The following is a 16,670-nucleotide window of genomic DNA, read 5'->3' as shown; positions in this document are numbered from 1 at the left end:
ACGGGGTTTTTTCTTTTATTAAGGATTTTATAAATTAAATCTGTCAATTTGCTTTTCTATGGCTGCATCTTTAATAAGTTCCGGTGCATGATGCGGTTTCTTTCTTGCATCAATTAGCAAAGGCCCAGTACATCCCCAATGTTTATTTTTCGTAAAGCTCCCCACCCCATCAATATCTGCGGCAGGGTTACTTCTGGTAAAGGTTACCCATACCAGGTTATCTACGTTCTGAGCTGTAAAAGCAGCGTCATCACAAATCACAATTAAGGCTATCCCATCCAGCGGGTAAAAACTAAGTTTGGTTTTCACAGCATCAATCTCTTGTTTCGCTGAAGCAGCATTTACATAAGCAGGTAACTGCAGCGTTAATATCCCTGGAAGGGCTAAGAAGCTCTTATACACCAAATTAAAATCAGCCGCAAGGATAGTGCTTAGTTGTCGTTTAACATCACCAGCGGCAGCAAAAACTACTTTAGAGCCGCTATTAAGTCCTTCCCCACTGTAATCTAGCGTATCAATAGTGGTTTGTGTATAAAAGTGGAGGTCTCTGGTTAAATCTATGCGTTCCAGTATATGCTTCAAAAAAGAGGCAATATTATTTGTACTCAATTGCTCATTATCTTCCCTTGCTGCAATGAACAGGTATTTTGCCAGGCTAAGCTGGTTCTTCCCTAAAATATGATTGGCAATGGTGAGAATTTCCTGGGGCCTGCGTTCTTTTAAAAAAGGTGTATATCTTTCACTGCCGATGGCAAATAACAAAGGATGTACCCCAGCAGCGTCTACGGCATTTACTTCTTTCAATCCGTGAATTTCCTGGGGAATAGCAGCACCTGTTATTTCATGAATTAAAGCACCAAAACTGGTATCTTCCTGTGGCGGTCTGCCAACTACCGTAAATGACCAGATGGCATCTTCACGGTGGTAAACATTATGCACCTTCATTAGCGGGAAAGGATGTGTTAAGCTGTAATAGCCCAGGTGGTCACCAAATGGTCCTTCTGGTTTATTTTCATGAGGGTAAACTGTTCCGGTGATGATGAAATCAGCATCAGCAGACATACAGAAACCTTCCTCATCATAAAAATAACGGAAACGCCTGTTTCCTATGGCGCCTGCAAAAGTAAGTTCCGACAAACCTTCTGGCAAAGGCATCACGGCCGCTAAAGGATGAGCAGGTGGCCCACCTACAAAGATGCTTACTTTTAAAGGTTGGCCTTTGGCATTGGCTTTTGATTGATGTACACCTATGCCACGGTGGATCTGGTAGTGCAAACCTATTTCTTTATCCTGAATATAATCATTGCCAGCTAACTGAACACGGTACATGCCAAGGTTACCATTAAGTGCGCCGGGTTTATCAATATCTTCCGTATAAACCTGGGGCATGGTGATAAATGGACCACCGTCCATCGGCCAGTTCACAATCTGTGGTAAAGCACTGATGGTTGTTTTTTTGAAAGTCGGTTTAAATAGATTTTGTTTGAGCGGCAAGGCCGAAACGGCTAATAAGCCTGATCCTGCATATTTTAAAGGGTTCTTTAGCGCCTTCATGGGGTCAGAACGTAAACCTACTAACTGCTGCACATTTTCCAGGCTATCCCTGAACATGAACTTTGAGCGCTCCAGCGTTCCAAATAAATTTGATACTGCAGGAAATTTACTTCCTTTCACCTTTTCAAACAGAATAGCAGGTCCTTGTGCATCGTATACCCGCATATGGATGGCTGCCATTTCCAGGTAAGGATCAACTTCTTCTTTGATACGCAGCAAATGCCCATGTTTATCTAAATCGGCAACACACGCTGCTAAATTATTATATCCCATTATTTCAAAGGTATTAAACAAATCTGAGTTTTAAGAAAACCCTAAAAAAAGAAAAACCATGCCTCTCAGCATGGTTTTTCAAACGGTAATGAAAATCTTAATTTTTATTAGCAAAGGATCTTAACATCCAATTGTTTTTCTCTTTGAACTGCATGAAACGATTCACCATATCATTAGAACCATCATCATCAGCTGCTTCTGTAGCCAATAAAAGTTCTCTTTCAATACCAATCAAAACAGCCATATCATCAAGAATAGCATCAACCATATCCATATCGCTCATACCGATGGTATTGATCTCTTTGATGTTAGACTCTTTAATATAATCAGCAAAACGACTATGAGGAGCCTTTCCTAGCGTTAATACACGCTCGGCGATCTCATCAATTGTAGTTTGTGCATCTGTATATAATTCTTCAAATTTAACATGTAAAGTAAAAAAGTTCTGTCCTTTGATATTCCAATGACAACCTCTTAGTTTCTGGTAATGAACATGATAGTTTGCGAGATAGTCGTTAAGCATGTCAACAATTGGCTTTACTTCTTTTTCTTTCAAAGAAATTTCTTTCGCATCCATAATTTTCGTCTTTATTATATTGTGTATACTTAGAACAAACAATATGGACAAAGGTTTTATAAATAACAAATTGTATACAATACAGTCGTTTAAATCCCGTTTTCTATTCAGAATTTAAGCTCTTAATTTTTATTCGTAATATTGCCGAACTAACTTGACAAATCATTAATGCAAAAATATTATATAGTTTCATTGCTGGCTATTTTCTATTGTACCTCTGCTGCATCTGCCTCCGTGAGCAGAGATTCAATTGGTGTAGAAAATTTAAATGGAAAAAAGTTAATTATACATCAGGTTGCACAGCATGACACGTATTACTCCATCAGCCGGAGATACAACATAGCACCCAAGGAGATTATGCTCTTTAACGACAATAAATTTCTTTCCATAGGTGCCGTCATCAAAGTACCTACGCAACGGGCGTTTAATGAAGGTCCTGCAAGCCCCATAAAAGCTGGACCAGGACAAACACCTGTAAATCAGCAAGAGAGTTATACCGAGCATATTGTCCAGAAAAAAGAAAATTTAAATCTACTGGCAAAAAAATATGGCACCTCCATTGATGAAATCAAAAGAATCAACAACTTAAACAGCATCAACCTTAGCATTGGCCAGGTTTTGAAGATGCCTGTTATTGCTTCTCCAGATAGCATTCAAACTACTCCTCCCGTACAAACAACAGTGCCGCAGCCTCAGGTTAAACCAGAATTACCACAGAAAAAACCAGATACCCCTTTAAATGTAAGGAAACAATTACCCGCAACAACACCTAATAAACCAACCCCTACTCCTGCAACAACCGCAGAAAATGAAGAATTAGTTGTACACACCGTAGCCTCTAATGAAACCATCTATTCTATCGCCACCAGTTACAAAATGACGATGGATCAGTTAAAAGCTAAAAACAACCTGACCAGCAATTCTTTAAGATTAGGCCAAAAACTATTGATCAAAGGTCAGTATGGCCAGAAAAAATTTAACCCATTTGAATCCGAGACAGACACCCTGACTTCCATCAAAGATCCTTCCTTAAGGTATGCTGCCAGCCGCTACGGCCTGAACCAGATTGATGAGAAAGGTACTGCCATCTCTATTTTAGATCCAGACCTGGATCCTAATAAAATGTTGGTTCTACACCGTACAGCACCCATAGGCACCGTTATGAAAATAACTAACCCCATGAGTAACCGTTCTACCTTCGCAAAGGTAGTTGGCAAGTTTACAGAGAATGAATCTACAAAAGATGTAGTTTTAGTGATGACAAAAGCAGTGGCAGATGCACTGGGTGCCTTAGACAAAAGATTTTTTTGCAATTTATCATACAGCGGACAAGAGAATAATGAACAATAAACCCTTTATTATCGGAATAGCAGGTGGCAGCGGTTCCGGTAAAACTTTCTTTTTGAATTGTTTTTTACACCATTTCAAGAATGACGAAATTACATTAGTATCACAAGATGATTACTATATCCCAGCGGGCGAGATGACCGCCGAAGAGAACAAGCTTTACAACTTTGACCTACCAACCACGATAGACCATGAGCAGTTTAGCGTGGACATTAAAAAACTGCTAAAGGGAGAGGTAGTCTACAAGAAAGAGTATAATTTCAACAATCCGCTGGCCGTGGTTAAGATTCTGGAAATTAACCCTGCGCCTATCATCATTGTTGAAGGTTTATTCATCCTTCATTTTAAAGAAATTATGAGCTTGCTAGATCATAAAATCTTTATCGAAGCAGAAGAGCATGTTGCTCTTGATCGCCGTATTAAAAGAGACGGCATGGAACGCGGCTACCCTGAAGATGATGTGTTGTTTAAATGGCACAACCATGTTATGCCATCTTACAAAGAGTTTCTTTTACCTTATAAAGAAGATTGCCATCAGGTGATTGTCAATAACAACAATACACCTGATCATATTATTTCTATTACAGAAAAAATTGCTGAAGACCTTAAAGTTAAATTCTGTAAAGAAAGAGGCTAATTAAGATCCATTTCCGGTGTATTTTCATCGGCGATTAACCTGCCTGAAGTGGCATTTTTGATATAATCGACACTCACACCGGGTGCTCTTTCAATCAATAGAAAACCACCTTCAGGCAGTACATCTAACACCGCAAGTTCCGTTACAATTTTCCTGATACATTTTACGCCCGTTAACGGTAAAGTACACTGTGGTAGCAATTTGCTCTCTCCAGCTTTATTGACGTGCTGCATGGCTACGATAATGTTTTTTGCAGAAGCTACTAAATCCATTGCGCCACCCATGCCCTTCACCATTTTACCCGGAATTTTCCAGTTGGCAATATCACCATATTCAGAAACTTCCATGGCACCTAATATAGTCAGGTCAATTTTCTGACTTCTGATCATTCCAAAGCTCATTGCAGAATCAAATATAGAGGAGCCCGGCAAGGTAGTGATTGTTTGCTTTCCGGCATTAATCAAATCAGGATCTTCCTGTCCTTCAAAAGGAAAAGGACCCATTCCTAAAAGCCCATTTTCACTTTGCAACACTACATTAATGCCATCAGGAATATAATTGGCTACTAAGGTTGGAATGCCTATACCCAGGTTAACATAGTAACCATCCTTTATTTCTTTAGCGATACGTTTCGCAATTCCGTGTTTATCCAGCATAAAAATGTTTATATTTTGGGTCTTACCGTCAGCTGTTCTATTCTTTTTTCATAATGATCACCCTGGAAGATGCGGTGTACATACACACCTGGTGTATGAATCTGATCAGGATCAAGCTCACCAGCTTCAACAAGAATTTCTACTTCAGCAATGGTAATTTTTCCGGCCATAGCCATCACCGGGTTAAAGTTTCTGCTGGTGGCTTTATAAATTAAATTTCCTGCAGTATCCCCTTTCCAGGCTTTAACGATGGCAAAATCAGCATCAAAAGCATATTCCATCAGGTAATCCTTGCCGTTAAAATTGCGGACTTCCTTACCTTCAGCAACTTCAGTACCAACGCCAGCAGGCGTAAAAATAGCAGGCATGCCATAACCAGCGGCCATGCAACGCGTAGCTAAAGTACCCTGAGGAATAAGGTCAACCTCTAACTCACCACTCAGCAACTGCCTTTCAAATTCGGCATTTTCACCTACATAAGAAGAGATCATCTTTTTTACCTGTCGCTGTTGCAGCAATAGCCCAATGCCGAAATCATCTACCCCGGCATTATTAGAAATGCAAGTTAAATTCTTTACTTTTTTTTGCACAAGGGCAGCGATACAATTTTCAGGGATTCCACATAAGCCAAAACCGCCAAGCATGAGGGTTTGACCGTCTTCAATATCGCGAATAGCCTCTTCAGCTCCCGACACAACTTTATTGATCATATATTTGGTTTGCTTGCTAAATTAGGAAATCTTACCGTAAAAAATTTATTTAAAATATACGTACGTTATGCCATCACCACCACGATCCTGGTGTTCATCTTCTACCCGGGTTACAGCACTGTACTTTTTAAGGTACTCCCTAATCAACTTTCTAAGAATGCCATCACCTTTACCATGAATCAGCTTGATAGATGGAAAACCCAGCATTACAGACCTGTCGAGGTACTTTTCAACTTCCTGCAGCGCATCATCACCACGTTTGCCTCTTAAATCCAGCTCTGCATTGAAAGAACCGATGGCCTCAGAAATACTGCCTGAATAAGAGTTTGCAGAAATAGCCTTTTTAGCCTGCGTATTGCTGATCTTTTGCACCCTATTTTTTTTCAAAACTGAGCGAAGCTCTCCCAGGGCTACCACTAAATTATCACGGTTAATCTCCAACACCTGACCAGTGGTTTCGCTGTTGTTCAATTTTACCCAATCGCCAACTTGTATTGGTGTATTTAAAGCCACTACGGGTTCTACCTTTTTTTCTTCCTTCACCTGGTTTTGCACCAATACCTTTTGCAGTGTCTGCCTCAATTGTTTGGTTGCTACTTTATCAGCCTGGTTTTCTTTGATCTCGGCAATGGTATTCTCCACCAGTTTATTGGCGTTTTTAATGATGGCCTGTGCTTCAAGTTTAGCCTCCTTAATCAGGATCTTCCTGTTTTCTTCAAGGTATAACTTTAACTTTTCATTCTCAGCAACCAAATTTTTAACCTTGTTCTGTTGTGTAGACAGGTGAATTTTAGTATCATAAATCTGCTTCTTTTCTCTTTCAAGATCTACCAGCAAGGTGTCTATACGGTTTTGGTTAGTACCGGTTTTTTCTCTCGCAAGTTTCAACACTTCTGGCTGTAAGCCTATATTTTGTGCAATTTCAAAAGCATAAGAGCTGCCCGGTTTACCAATTTCAAGCACATATAAAGGCTTCATCTTGTCATTATCAAACAACATTGATGCATTTTCCAAACCTGGGGTATTGCCGGCAAAAAGTTTCAGGTTAGAATAGTGTGTGGTAATTACCCCTCTTACCTTTTTATTGTTCAAGACTTCCAGCACAGCTTCAGCCATTGGCCCTCCAAACTGAGGATCAGTACCCGTACCGAATTCATCAATCAAAACCAATGATTTCGGCGTCGCATGAGCAACGAAATAACGCATTTTAGTTAAGTGAGCACTGTATGTACTTAGGTCACTTTCAATACTCTGGTCATCACCAATATCGGCAAAGATTTGGTCGAAGATACCCACTTCACTAGATTCATGAACAGGAATAAGCAATCCCGATTGTATCATCAGCTGCAACAAACCTACAGTTTTCATACACACAGACTTACCACCGGCATTTGGCCCTGATACCAGCAAAATCCGCAGTGTCTCATGAATCTGCATGTTTAAAGGCACCACTGTTTTTTTATCTTCCTTAAAAGAAAGCATCAAAAGCGGGTGCCTGGCATTGACCAGTTTAGTTTTAGCCTCTTTCACTAAAACAGGCATATCCGCTTCCACTTCAATAGCGAAAAGCGCCTTTGCTCTTACAAAATCCAGCTTGGTTAAAAAGCCATGATAAGATAAAATTAAAGGGGTAAAAGGCCTCAGTTCTGTGGTTAAGGCTATTAATATTTTAATGATCTCCCGTCGTTTGTCAAACTCAAGGTCACGCAGTTTATTATTTAAAGTAAATACCTCTTCAGGCTCCATGTAGACCGTTTGCCCGCTGGCAGACTCATCATGGATGAAACCTTTCAGTTTACGTTTATTTTCCGCAAGGATAGGGATACATATTCTACCATCGCGAATAGTTAAGCTGCCATCAGCAACCCAGTTATTGCCTACAGCCTGTTTATAAATGCTGTCCATTCTTTTTCTAACCTCTTGTTCAGCTTTGGCAATATCTGCCAATAATTGCTGTAAGGTTGGCGAAGCATTGGGTTTAATTTTTCCTTTAGGATCTAGAACAACTTCAATTTTTTTAAGAATGTTCTTTTCTACCGGTAAATGCTCAAATAGCGCTTCCAGGTTAGGATAAACCTCTTTCCGTTCATCGAAAAACCGGATTACTGAAAATACCGTTTGCAAAGAGGTATACATTTGGTACAGTTCATCTTCTACAAGATAACTGCCCTCGGCCCTGATTTTATCTGCCAGGTATTTAATATCAAAAAAAGCATTGATCTGTAATGGTTCCTGGTTTTCAAGAATGCTTTTGAACTCTTTAGTTTGACGTAAAAATTTATTGATCTGGTCGTATTTGGTCATCACCTGCATTTTGGCGACCATCTGCTGCCCCATGGGGCTTAAGCAGTTTTTATTAATAAGTGCTCTTACTTCATTGAAACCCAGTCGCTCCAAACAATTTTCCGGATATAACATGATTACTTCAGTCTCGTGTTTTTTGTAATTTCTTCTAACTTTCTCACTTTTCTTGGCATTGCTTGTGGCGCTATGCTCTTTTTACTCTTTTTGAGCTTTGCTTCTTTTACTTTTAACAAGCTATCGGCTTTTATTTTAGCCTTGCCTTTTTTTGTTTTAACCAGCACCAGGCTGTCCTTAGTTTTTTTAAGTGCTACCTTTTTAACAGAATCCGCTTTCAGTGAATCTTTTTTTGCCTGTTTTTTATTCGCCAGTTCTAATTTCACTTGCTGCGCTTTTTCAATCTTCGTTTTCGTTTTACTCAAACTACCCTGGATACTTTCGTACATTTTAGCCATCACTTCAGGGTTGTTGTAATAGAAATCCATGCTTTTATGGTAAGCTACGGAGTCTATACCAAACTTTTTATAAATCCCTTTATAATAGGCTGCTGCAACTTTTTTTGATGAATCCGGGTTAGGCATCGTGTTGATATACGCATCAACAATATGAATGTCATACAATATTTTACCCATTTTGTCTGGCTGTATGACGTCTTTAGGGATAGGATCTTTACATCCTGCGATAACCAAAAATAAGAAACAGTAAAGGAATATGTTCTTCATTAATTTTTTAAACATTGTTAATCATTGCGCAAATTGCGGCAAGGTTGTTAATTTTACCAAAAATACTGATAAATGAGCATAGCAGATAACTTATTGAAATATAAAAAGGAATTAGAAGACAGCTCAGCAAAGTTAGTTGCCGTCTCCAAATTTCATGATGCCACCGCAGTGATGGAGGCATATAATGCCGGACAAAGAGTATTCGGCGAAAATGTGGTGCAGGAGCTGGTAGATAAACAAGCAGCACTACCTAAAGATATAGAATGGCATTTAATTGGTCACCTGCAAACCAACAAAGTTAAATACATAGCCCCTTTTATCAGCTTGATAGAATCTGTAGATAGTCTTAAGCTATTAACAGAAATCAATAAGCAGGCCTTAAAAAACAAGAGGGTCATTGATTGCTTGCTGCAGGTTTATATTGCAGATGAGGATACCAAATTCGGCCTGGGTTTTGATGAGCTAGTAGAATTACTGCGTTCAGAAGAGTTCCTCACCCTTAAAAATGTAAGAATTGTAGGCCTGATGGGCATTGCCAGTAATACAGAAACAGAGAAACAAATCAGGGATGAATTTCAAGAGCTCAGGGTACTTTTTGAAGGCATAAAAGCAAGTTTCTTCCACAAAGAAGACTCTTTTAAAGAGATTTCTATGGGTATGTCTTCAGATTATAAAATTGCTGTTGAAGAAGGCAGTACCATGGTCAGGATTGGCAGTAATATATTTGGAAAAAGGGTTATCAAACACTTTAAAGCAGAATGAAAGTAAACATAAGGATAGCCGAAGAAAAGGATTGCCCGGCAATATTAGAACTGATTCATGAACTGGCTTTATACGAGAAAGCACCAGAAGAAGTAACGGTAAAACTCGAAGAATTTATTGATGCTGGTTTTGGAGCAGCACCCGTATGGAAAGCCTTTGTAGCAGAAAATGATGGTAAAATCATTGGTTTTGCCTTATATTACATCAGGTATTCTACATGGAAAGGTTGCCGGTTGTACCTTGAAGACTTTATTGTTACCGAAGCCTACCGTGGTCAGGGCGTAGGAAAGCTACTATTTGAAACAGTAATGCAGGAAGCAAAAGACAAAGGCTTTAACGGCATGAGCTGGCAAGTCCTGGATTGGAATGAACCGGCCATCAATTTTTACAATAAATACAATGCCTATTTGGAAGCAGGATGGCTGAACGCTTCTTTTTCCAAAGAACAGATAAATAAATAGAAATGAAAAAAATAGCTGCCCTCCTACTGGTATCAAGCATTATAGCTTGCCAAAGTGAAACTAAAAAAACTGAACCCGCTTTAGAGCAGGCCGTTGCAGATACCATTAGCTATAAATATGATACGGTTAAGGTTTATAGTCAGAAAGTAGTAGCTAGAGATGAAAATTTAAAAGATACCACCAAGGCTTCTTTTATCTATCCTGTATTTAAACAGCAGCGTTTAGATAGCATCGTGCAGGCAAACACAATAGCGAGCAGCAATCCTGATGAACCAGCTTACAAAAACCCGCAGGAGGCTGCTGCAGCTTTTGTTAAAAAATACGACACCTTCCGTGCAGAGAATGACGATGCCGTGCAGACCTGGTTTAAAGAAGTTACCGTTACGGTAATGCCACAAAGAAAAAACTACCTTGGCTTAAAATATTTCTTTATTGAATATGCTGGTGGTGCACACCCAAACTCTGCCATCATTTTCAAAAACTACGACCCTAAAACTTTCAAAGAAATTACCCTGGATGAACTGATTCCGGCAGCCAAACAAACGCAGCTCAAAGCAGTGGCCGAAAAGATCTTCAGGGCACAGGAAAAACTGGGACCTACAGAAAGTCTTGCAGATAAATATTTCTTTGATAAAGGCATTTACACCTTAAACAACAACTTTACCATTACAGACCAGGGGTTGAAATTTTTATACAACAGCTATGAAATCAAACCTTATTCTGAAGGGGTAACCGAGTTGCTCATCCCCTATTCAGCTATTAAAGACTTGCTTAATGCCCACCCGGCAATCCCCGAATTCAAATAACATGGAAGTATACAAATTTGGTGGCGCATCTGTACGTGATGCAAAAGCCATTCAACATATGGCTGCGCTGATTAAAAATACAGCACCAGCAAACCTTTTGGTAGTCGTTTCTGCCATGGGAAAAATTACCGATCAATTGGTTGCCTTGAATGATGCTTTTATTGCTCATCAAAGTCATGCACAACAACTACTGGAAGAAATTAAAGCTTATCATTTCAATATCTTAAATGAACTTTTTCCAGACCATAGCCATGCCATCTATGATGACCTGGCTAATGTATTTGTAGAAATTGAGTGGCTACTGGAAGAAGAAGCAAGTGATGCACCAGATTATATTTACGATCAAATTGTATCTATTGGAGAGGTGGCATCCACAAAAATCGTTGCCGCTTATTTAGCGCACATCGGTTGTGCGGTAAGCTGGGCCGATGCCAGGAACTATATTAAAACTGACAACACTTATAAAGAAGCAAAGGTTGACTGGCTTAAAACAGAAGCAGAAATTCAAAAACACCTGGTGCCCATTTTGAACAAAAATATGGTGGTTACCCAGGGATTTATAGGAGGCACGAGTGAAAACTTTACCACTACTTTAGGCAGAGAAGGCTCAGATTATTCTGCAGCCATCTTTAGTGCTTGTTTAAATGCCACTGCACTTACCATCTGGAAAGACGTACCAGGAGTGTTAAATGCAGACCCTAAATGGTTTGCTGAAACAGAAAAGATTCCACAGCTCTCCTATTATGATGCTATAGAGCTTACTTATTACGGTGCCACAGTTATCCACCCGAAAACCATCAAACCGCTGCAAAATAAAAACATTCCTTTATACGTGAGGTCATTTTTAGACCCTGCCGAACCAGGAACCTGCATTACAGCACTTAAAACACCATTGCCCGTTCCTACCTTTATTTTCAAGGTTAACCAGGTACTGATATCCATCTTCCCCAAAGACTATTCTTTTATTATGGAGGAAAGCCTGAGTGGTATTTTTAACCTTTTCCATACCCATAAGGTCAAAATAAATACCATGCTGAACTCTGCATTGAGTTTCTCCGTGAGTGTAGATCAGGATGAACAACAAATTGAAGCCTTAATCAAAGATCTTTCTGCTTCCTATAAAGTTAAATACAATACCGGCCTGGAGCTGGTCACCATCAGGCATTATAACCAGCAAACGATAGATAGAGTTACACTCCATAAAAATATCCTGCTGGAAGTAAAAAGCAGGCACACCTGTCAGATTGTAATGAAAGATTAACCGCAATTGAATAAGTTTATATTAGACCCAGCCGTTCAGCAATACATCAACCAAAACCTTCAGGCTGATGTAAACCATATTGCTTTGGCTAAAAGTCCTTTTAAAAATGTATCTTCAAAAGAACTTTCCAGCCAGATCAAGGCAAAGAGAAAAGCGGAGAAGAAGCTCCCTACATGGTTTAAAGGACAATCAATTTATTTTCCTGAGCCTTTATCCATAGAACAAAGCTCATCTGAAACCACGGCAGCTTATAAAGCTAGCTTGATAGGTGAAGGTAAACTGATAGACCTTACAGGAGGCTTTGGTGTAGACAGTTATTATTTTGCAAAAACGGCAGTGCAGGTTTTACATTGTGAAATCAACGAAGACTTATCGCAGTTGGCAGCGCACAATGCAGGCGTGCTGGGGGCAGAAAACATTCAATTTCTGGCTGGCGATGGCATGGCCTATTTAAGTCAACAATCAGAACAATTCGAGACCATTTATATCGATCCTGCCAGGCGGAGCGAAATGGGTAAAGTCTTTATGCTGAAAGATTGCACACCTAATGTGGTAGAAAACCTCGATTTACTTTTAAACAGCGCAAAAAAGGTAATTGTAAAAACCTCCCCCCTGTTAGACATCACTGCAGGTTTGAAAGAACTGAGCCATGTTACGGAGGTACACATAGTAAGTACCAAAAATGAATGCAAAGAGTTGCTGTTCGTCATGGAAAAAGATCAGGATAAGCCCCTTAAGATGATCAGCACGACCTTAAATGAGGGTATTAAACAATTCACTTTTGAGCAGGACCAAAAAGCGAAACCTGTTTTTGCAGAAAAACTACTTACTTATCTTTACGAACCAGATGTAGCCTTACTTAAAAGTGGCAACTTCTCTTACATTGGCGCCAAGTATGGACTCGAAAAGCTGCAGGAGCAAACGCAATTATATACTTCTGCTGATTTTAGGCCCGAATTTCCTGGCCGCATTTTTAAAATAGAAGAACTCATTAGCGCCTCAGATTTGAAAAAGAAAAAAGACCTAAGTTATAATGTGCTGGTAAGAAACTACCCAGGGCAGGCAGCAACTTTGGCGAAGAAGTATAAAATTAAGTCAGGCCAGGGCGATTTTTTGATTTTTACTCAAGGAATAAAAGGTAAAATACTCATTATCAAGGCTAAAATCCTTCAACACTATTAACTAAAAAGAAATACCCGTTCCATAAAAACGCCCTTCCAATCTGGAAGGGCGTTAAATTACATTTAGTTACTGTACTTCTTGACTCTTACAGCCTGGAAGCCTTTTTGGCCCTCAGCGATGTCAAATTCTACAGCATCGTTTTCTTTCAAGCTGTCTATACCACCTTGAACGTCTTTAAAGTGCACAAATATGTCTTTGTTGTTTTCATAAACAATAAAGCCATAACCTTTCTCAGAGTTAAACCATTTTACTTTTCCGGTATTCATAATTTTTAGTCTTAAATAAATAATAAATTGTGTTTTGGTACCACAAATTATCACTAAAAAATAACTAAAACAAGGGTTTCAGAAAATATTTATTTATTTGGTTGCGGGGTAGTTCTAAGGTAAGGTTTAATGACCTCATGGCCCTTAGGGAAGCGTGCAGGGATGTCTTCAGTCTTGATACTGTTCATTACAATAACATCATCGCCATCCTGCCAGTCGGCCGGAGTAGCCACACTATAGTTAGCTGTAAGTTGTAATGAGTCGATTACACGTAGCACTTCATTGAAATTTCTTCCTGTAGAGGCTGGGTATGTCAGCATTAATTTTACTTTTTTATCTGGAGAGATGATAAAAAGAGAACGTACAGTCAGCGTTTCAGAAGCATTAGGATGAATCATGTCATACATGTCTGCTATCTTTCTATCCTCGTCTGCAATGATCGGAAAATCAACGGTTGTATTTTGCGTTTCATTGATGTCTTTGATCCAGCCAATGTGTGATTCGGCCGAGTCTACGCTTAACGCTAGAACTTTTACATTTCTTTTTTCGAACTCACCTTTTAAGGCTGCCGTACGGCCAAGCTCGGTGGTACAAACTGGCGTATAATCTGCAGGGTGCGAAAATAATACACCCCAGCTGTCGCCAAGGAAATCATAAAAATCAATATGGCCAATAGATGTCTCTGCTTGAAAATTCGGAGCACTGTCGCCTATTCTTAAACTCATAATTTGTGTTATTAGGTGAAAAATTAGATTACAAGCTAATTTATAAAAAGAAAACCCCGGAAACAACCAAATGTAACCGGGGTTTATTATATTTTAGGTAATGTTAGTTATACACTTTGATCATGAATACATAATCCTGAACAATATCAAGCTGTTTTGTTCTGGAAAGACCTTGTAGAGGACTCTTTTTAATATAAGCGACTTTTTTTCCAAGGGAATCTTCAGGGATGGCACTTAAGGCTTCAAGAATATATTTAGACTTTACAGCAAAAGCAGCGCCGTCAACCTGGAATTCTTTAGCACTGATGACACCAATAAGGTTACCATTGTTATCCAGCAAAGGACCACCACTATTTCCAGGGTTAACAGGAATAGAAACCTGATAAGCGGTAGTATCACCAGCATGCCCGGTTTTAGAACTTACATAACCTTCGCCTAACACAGCATCATCCTTAGGGAAACCTAAAGTATAGACTAGCTCACCCATGCCAATGCTATTTTTCTTCAGCTTATAAGGTAAGGTAGAAAGAGTAGAAAAGTTTTTATCAACGATTTTGATGATAGCCAAATCATATTGTGAATCCTGGTAAACCACTTTGGCTTTAAAAGAATCACCTTTTGAATTTTGTACATAAACAGAATCAGCACCATTGATGACATGGAGGTTGGTGCAGAGATAACCATTGGTGGTCAATGCGAAACCTGTACCGCCAAACTTTGCCGGGTTTACAGGAGCTTTCTCCATTTTACTGTTGTTGATGTTGCGGATCAGCTTATTCTGAGAATTTTTAATTTTCACCAGCTCTCTGCTCATCACCTCATAACTACCATTTTGTTTGGTGTTATGCTGTATAGAATAAACAGATACCATGGCTAAAAGAGCGAAAGAGGCCGCTACGGCGATTGCAGATTTATTTTTACGCCATAAATTTACAATGTATGATGGATGCGGTTTATACTGGGCAGACAAACTTTCTACATCAATGGTCGCATGAGCAGCATTCATTTTATCTTTAAGGGACAAAGTGTTGCCGTACGATTTCATTGAGTCCAGGAAAAACTGATGTGCTACAACTTTATGATCTATAGCAGGATCGTTTGCCCGAAGTTTTTCGAAAGCCGCAGCTTCCTCAGCGGAGAGCTTGCCGTTCAAATAATCTTCAATGATACCTTCTAGTTCAATTTCGTTTCTCATTTGTGATTTAAGCTTGAAAAAACATTTTTTTTAACCTTTGCAGACATTTATATTTTTGCGTTTTCGCATTATCCGTATTAGTGTAGCCAAATTTTTCGGCTATATCCTGCATGGATAAATTATGGATATAAAAGTCCTGAATAATAGTCTTACAAGGTTCACCGATCAGTTGAAGGGCAGACTGCATTTTTTCAAATTGCATTTCTTTCTCTTCATGTATTTCCATGTCAGTTTCTACAGCTTCTATATCTCCAAAGTCTGAAACATTTACCGCTTTTCTACTTTCTTTAGAAAGTTTTTTAAGCCATATACGTCTGCAAACGGAGTATATATAAGTCTTTAGTTTACTGCTTAGTTCAAAATCGCCGCTTTTTATTTTATTATATAAAACAATAATCGCTTCCTGATAAACATCTTTTGCATCCTCTTCATCACCGTTGTTATTCAAAATAAATTGCAAGATCATAGGAAAATAACCTACATACAATTTATTAAGCGCCTCATCCGAGTTATTTAGAATCCCTAAAACTACTTCTCTATCTGTTGGAAGTGAACTGCTTAACTTATTACTCACCAATTAATACTTTTATATGTGAATGGTAACCCAATTATTAAAAAAAAATATACTTTTGTGCTTTTTATCAGTAATACCTAAGGTATATAATCCCCGGCCAAAAGCCTTTAAAAAGAATTTCTATTTTTTTTTCAAACTTAGGGTTACCTTTTAAATTTATGGGTATTAAGATGTAAAATTAATTAATTATTTAAAACGGAAATTAGAATGAAAAACTTATTTAAATTTGGCTTTTTAGCTTTAGCATTATCTTTATCAGTAGCAGCTTGTAATTCAGAAAAAACTGGTGCAGATTCTGACACTACTTTAACTGATTCTTCTACAATCGTTACTGATACTACAGCTCTTGATACTACAGTTTCTGATTCAACTGTTAAAGATACTACAGTTGCAGTTGAAACTACTAAAACAGAAGTTAAACACTAGTCAATATTACCTTCATAAAGGAGCCTGGATCATCAATGATGATTCAGGCTCTTTTTTTTGCCCACTTTTTTCTGTGGAGCCGGCTAACCGCCCCTCCATTTGCTTCTCCCCCACTCCCTTTAAAACATTATCCTTTTCTTAATAGCTCATTTATAGTTGACCTGTCCTTTGACTAACCGTTCACTGACCGACAATAACGCTATCATGCTGAATAGATAGCGATCTCCTGGTGGAT

18 protein-coding genes are annotated in these 16,670 nt (G+C 38.8%); 8 read left to right on the top strand and 10 right to left on the bottom strand.

Annotated features, from left to right (window positions below; genetic code table 11):
* Positions 1–27: 27 nt before the first annotated feature.
* Complete coding sequence (locus ACR2F7_RS02175) at positions 28–1,827, bottom strand: UbiD family decarboxylase (RefSeq protein ID WP_432711972.1); 1,800 nt, start codon at positions 1,825–1,827, stop codon at positions 28–30.
* Positions 1,828–1,924: 97 nt separating this feature from the next.
* Positions 1,925–2,404 (bottom strand): Dps family protein, encoded by a 480-nt coding sequence (locus ACR2F7_RS02170; protein ID WP_432711971.1) that lies wholly within the window; start codon positions 2,402–2,404, stop codon positions 1,925–1,927.
* 168 nt (positions 2,405–2,572) lie between these two features.
* Between ACR2F7_RS02170 and ACR2F7_RS02165 the strand changes: the two genes are divergently transcribed.
* Both ACR2F7_RS02165 and ACR2F7_RS02160 read left to right on the top strand, forming a co-directional pair.
* Positions 2,573–3,754, top strand: a complete 1,182-nt coding sequence (locus ACR2F7_RS02165) for a LysM peptidoglycan-binding domain-containing protein (RefSeq protein ID WP_432711970.1) — start codon at positions 2,573–2,575, stop codon at positions 3,752–3,754.
* Positions 3,744–4,388, top strand: coding sequence for a uridine kinase family protein (locus ACR2F7_RS02160; RefSeq protein WP_432711969.1), 645 nt, complete (start codon positions 3,744–3,746; stop codon positions 4,386–4,388). The genes ACR2F7_RS02165 and ACR2F7_RS02160 overlap by 11 nt, the downstream gene beginning before the upstream one ends.
* Here ACR2F7_RS02160 and ACR2F7_RS02155 read toward each other — a convergent pair.
* From ACR2F7_RS02155 to ACR2F7_RS02140, 4 genes are read right to left on the bottom strand one after another with little or no spacing between them, the layout of a single operon-like run.
* Positions 4,385–5,044, bottom strand: coding sequence for a CoA transferase subunit B (locus tag ACR2F7_RS02155; RefSeq protein ID WP_432711968.1), 660 nt, complete (start codon positions 5,042–5,044; stop codon positions 4,385–4,387). The genes ACR2F7_RS02160 and ACR2F7_RS02155 overlap by 4 nt on opposite strands.
* 8 nt (positions 5,045–5,052) lie before the next feature.
* Positions 5,053–5,754, bottom strand: coding sequence for a CoA transferase subunit A (locus ACR2F7_RS02150; RefSeq protein ID WP_432711967.1), 702 nt, complete (start codon positions 5,752–5,754; stop codon positions 5,053–5,055).
* A 45-nt stretch (positions 5,755–5,799) separates the two neighbouring features.
* The gene (locus tag ACR2F7_RS02145) at positions 5,800–8,172 is read right to left on the bottom strand and encodes an endonuclease MutS2 (RefSeq protein WP_432711966.1); all 2,373 of its coding nucleotides are present in this window, start codon (positions 8,170–8,172) and stop codon (positions 5,800–5,802) included.
* A 2-nt stretch (positions 8,173–8,174) separates the two neighbouring features.
* Positions 8,175–8,777: a DUF4296 domain-containing protein gene (locus tag ACR2F7_RS02140; protein ID WP_432711965.1), complete on the bottom strand. Its 603-nt coding sequence runs from the start codon at positions 8,775–8,777 to the stop codon at positions 8,175–8,177.
* Between the two features lie 72 nt (positions 8,778–8,849).
* Between ACR2F7_RS02140 and ACR2F7_RS02135 the strand changes: the two genes are divergently transcribed.
* From ACR2F7_RS02135 to ACR2F7_RS02115, 5 genes are read left to right on the top strand one after another with little or no spacing between them, the layout of a single operon-like run.
* Positions 8,850–9,539, top strand: a complete 690-nt coding sequence (locus ACR2F7_RS02135; protein ID WP_432711964.1) for a YggS family pyridoxal phosphate-dependent enzyme — start codon at positions 8,850–8,852, stop codon at positions 9,537–9,539.
* Positions 9,536–10,000 (top strand): GNAT family N-acetyltransferase, encoded by a 465-nt coding sequence (locus ACR2F7_RS02130; protein WP_432711963.1) that lies wholly within the window; start codon positions 9,536–9,538, stop codon positions 9,998–10,000. Before ACR2F7_RS02135 ends, ACR2F7_RS02130 begins: the two co-directional genes overlap by 4 nt.
* A gap of 2 nt (positions 10,001–10,002) precedes the next feature.
* Positions 10,003–10,806 (top strand): DUF3298 domain-containing protein, encoded by an 804-nt coding sequence (locus ACR2F7_RS02125; RefSeq protein WP_432711962.1) that lies wholly within the window; start codon positions 10,003–10,005, stop codon positions 10,804–10,806.
* A gap of 1 nt (position 10,807) precedes the next feature.
* Complete coding sequence (locus ACR2F7_RS02120; RefSeq protein WP_432711961.1) at positions 10,808–12,067, top strand: aspartate kinase; 1,260 nt, start codon at positions 10,808–10,810, stop codon at positions 12,065–12,067.
* Positions 12,068–12,073: 6 nt separating this feature from the next.
* Positions 12,074–13,249, top strand: a complete 1,176-nt coding sequence (locus ACR2F7_RS02115) for a THUMP-like domain-containing protein (RefSeq protein WP_432711960.1) — start codon at positions 12,074–12,076, stop codon at positions 13,247–13,249.
* Between the two features lie 62 nt (positions 13,250–13,311).
* Here the strand turns inward: ACR2F7_RS02115 and ACR2F7_RS02110 are convergent, their stop codons facing one another.
* From ACR2F7_RS02110 to ACR2F7_RS02095, 4 genes are all read right to left on the bottom strand, one after another.
* Positions 13,312–13,515 carry a cold-shock protein gene (locus ACR2F7_RS02110; RefSeq protein WP_432711959.1) on the bottom strand — a complete coding sequence of 68 codons (204 nt, stop codon included), beginning with the start codon at positions 13,513–13,515 and terminating at the stop codon, positions 13,312–13,314.
* Positions 13,516–13,604: 89 nt separating this feature from the next.
* Positions 13,605–14,240, bottom strand: coding sequence for a peroxiredoxin (locus tag ACR2F7_RS02105; protein ID WP_432711958.1), 636 nt, complete (start codon positions 14,238–14,240; stop codon positions 13,605–13,607).
* Positions 14,241–14,343: 103 nt separating this feature from the next.
* Entirely contained in the window at positions 14,344–15,435 is a 1,092-nt protein-coding gene (locus ACR2F7_RS02100) for a S1C family serine protease (protein WP_432711957.1), read from the bottom strand.
* 7 nt (positions 15,436–15,442) lie between these two features.
* A complete protein-coding gene (locus ACR2F7_RS02095) occupies positions 15,443–16,009 on the bottom strand; it encodes an RNA polymerase sigma factor (protein WP_432711956.1) in 567 nt (188 codons plus the stop codon).
* A 207-nt stretch (positions 16,010–16,216) separates the two neighbouring features.
* Here ACR2F7_RS02095 and ACR2F7_RS02090 point away from each other — a divergent pair, with 207 nt between their 5' ends.
* On the top strand, positions 16,217–16,435 hold the full coding sequence (locus tag ACR2F7_RS02090; RefSeq protein ID WP_432711955.1) for a hypothetical protein: 219 nt from the start codon (positions 16,217–16,219) through the stop codon (positions 16,433–16,435).
* The last annotated feature ends 235 nt before the right edge of the window (positions 16,436–16,670 follow it).

It is taken from the genome of Pedobacter sp. (genome assembly GCF_045628745.1).
Lineage (GTDB): Bacteria > Bacteroidota > Bacteroidia > Sphingobacteriales > Sphingobacteriaceae > Pedobacter.
Note: the sequence above shows the minus strand (reverse complement) of the source record. Positions and strands in the feature narration are given on the sequence as shown.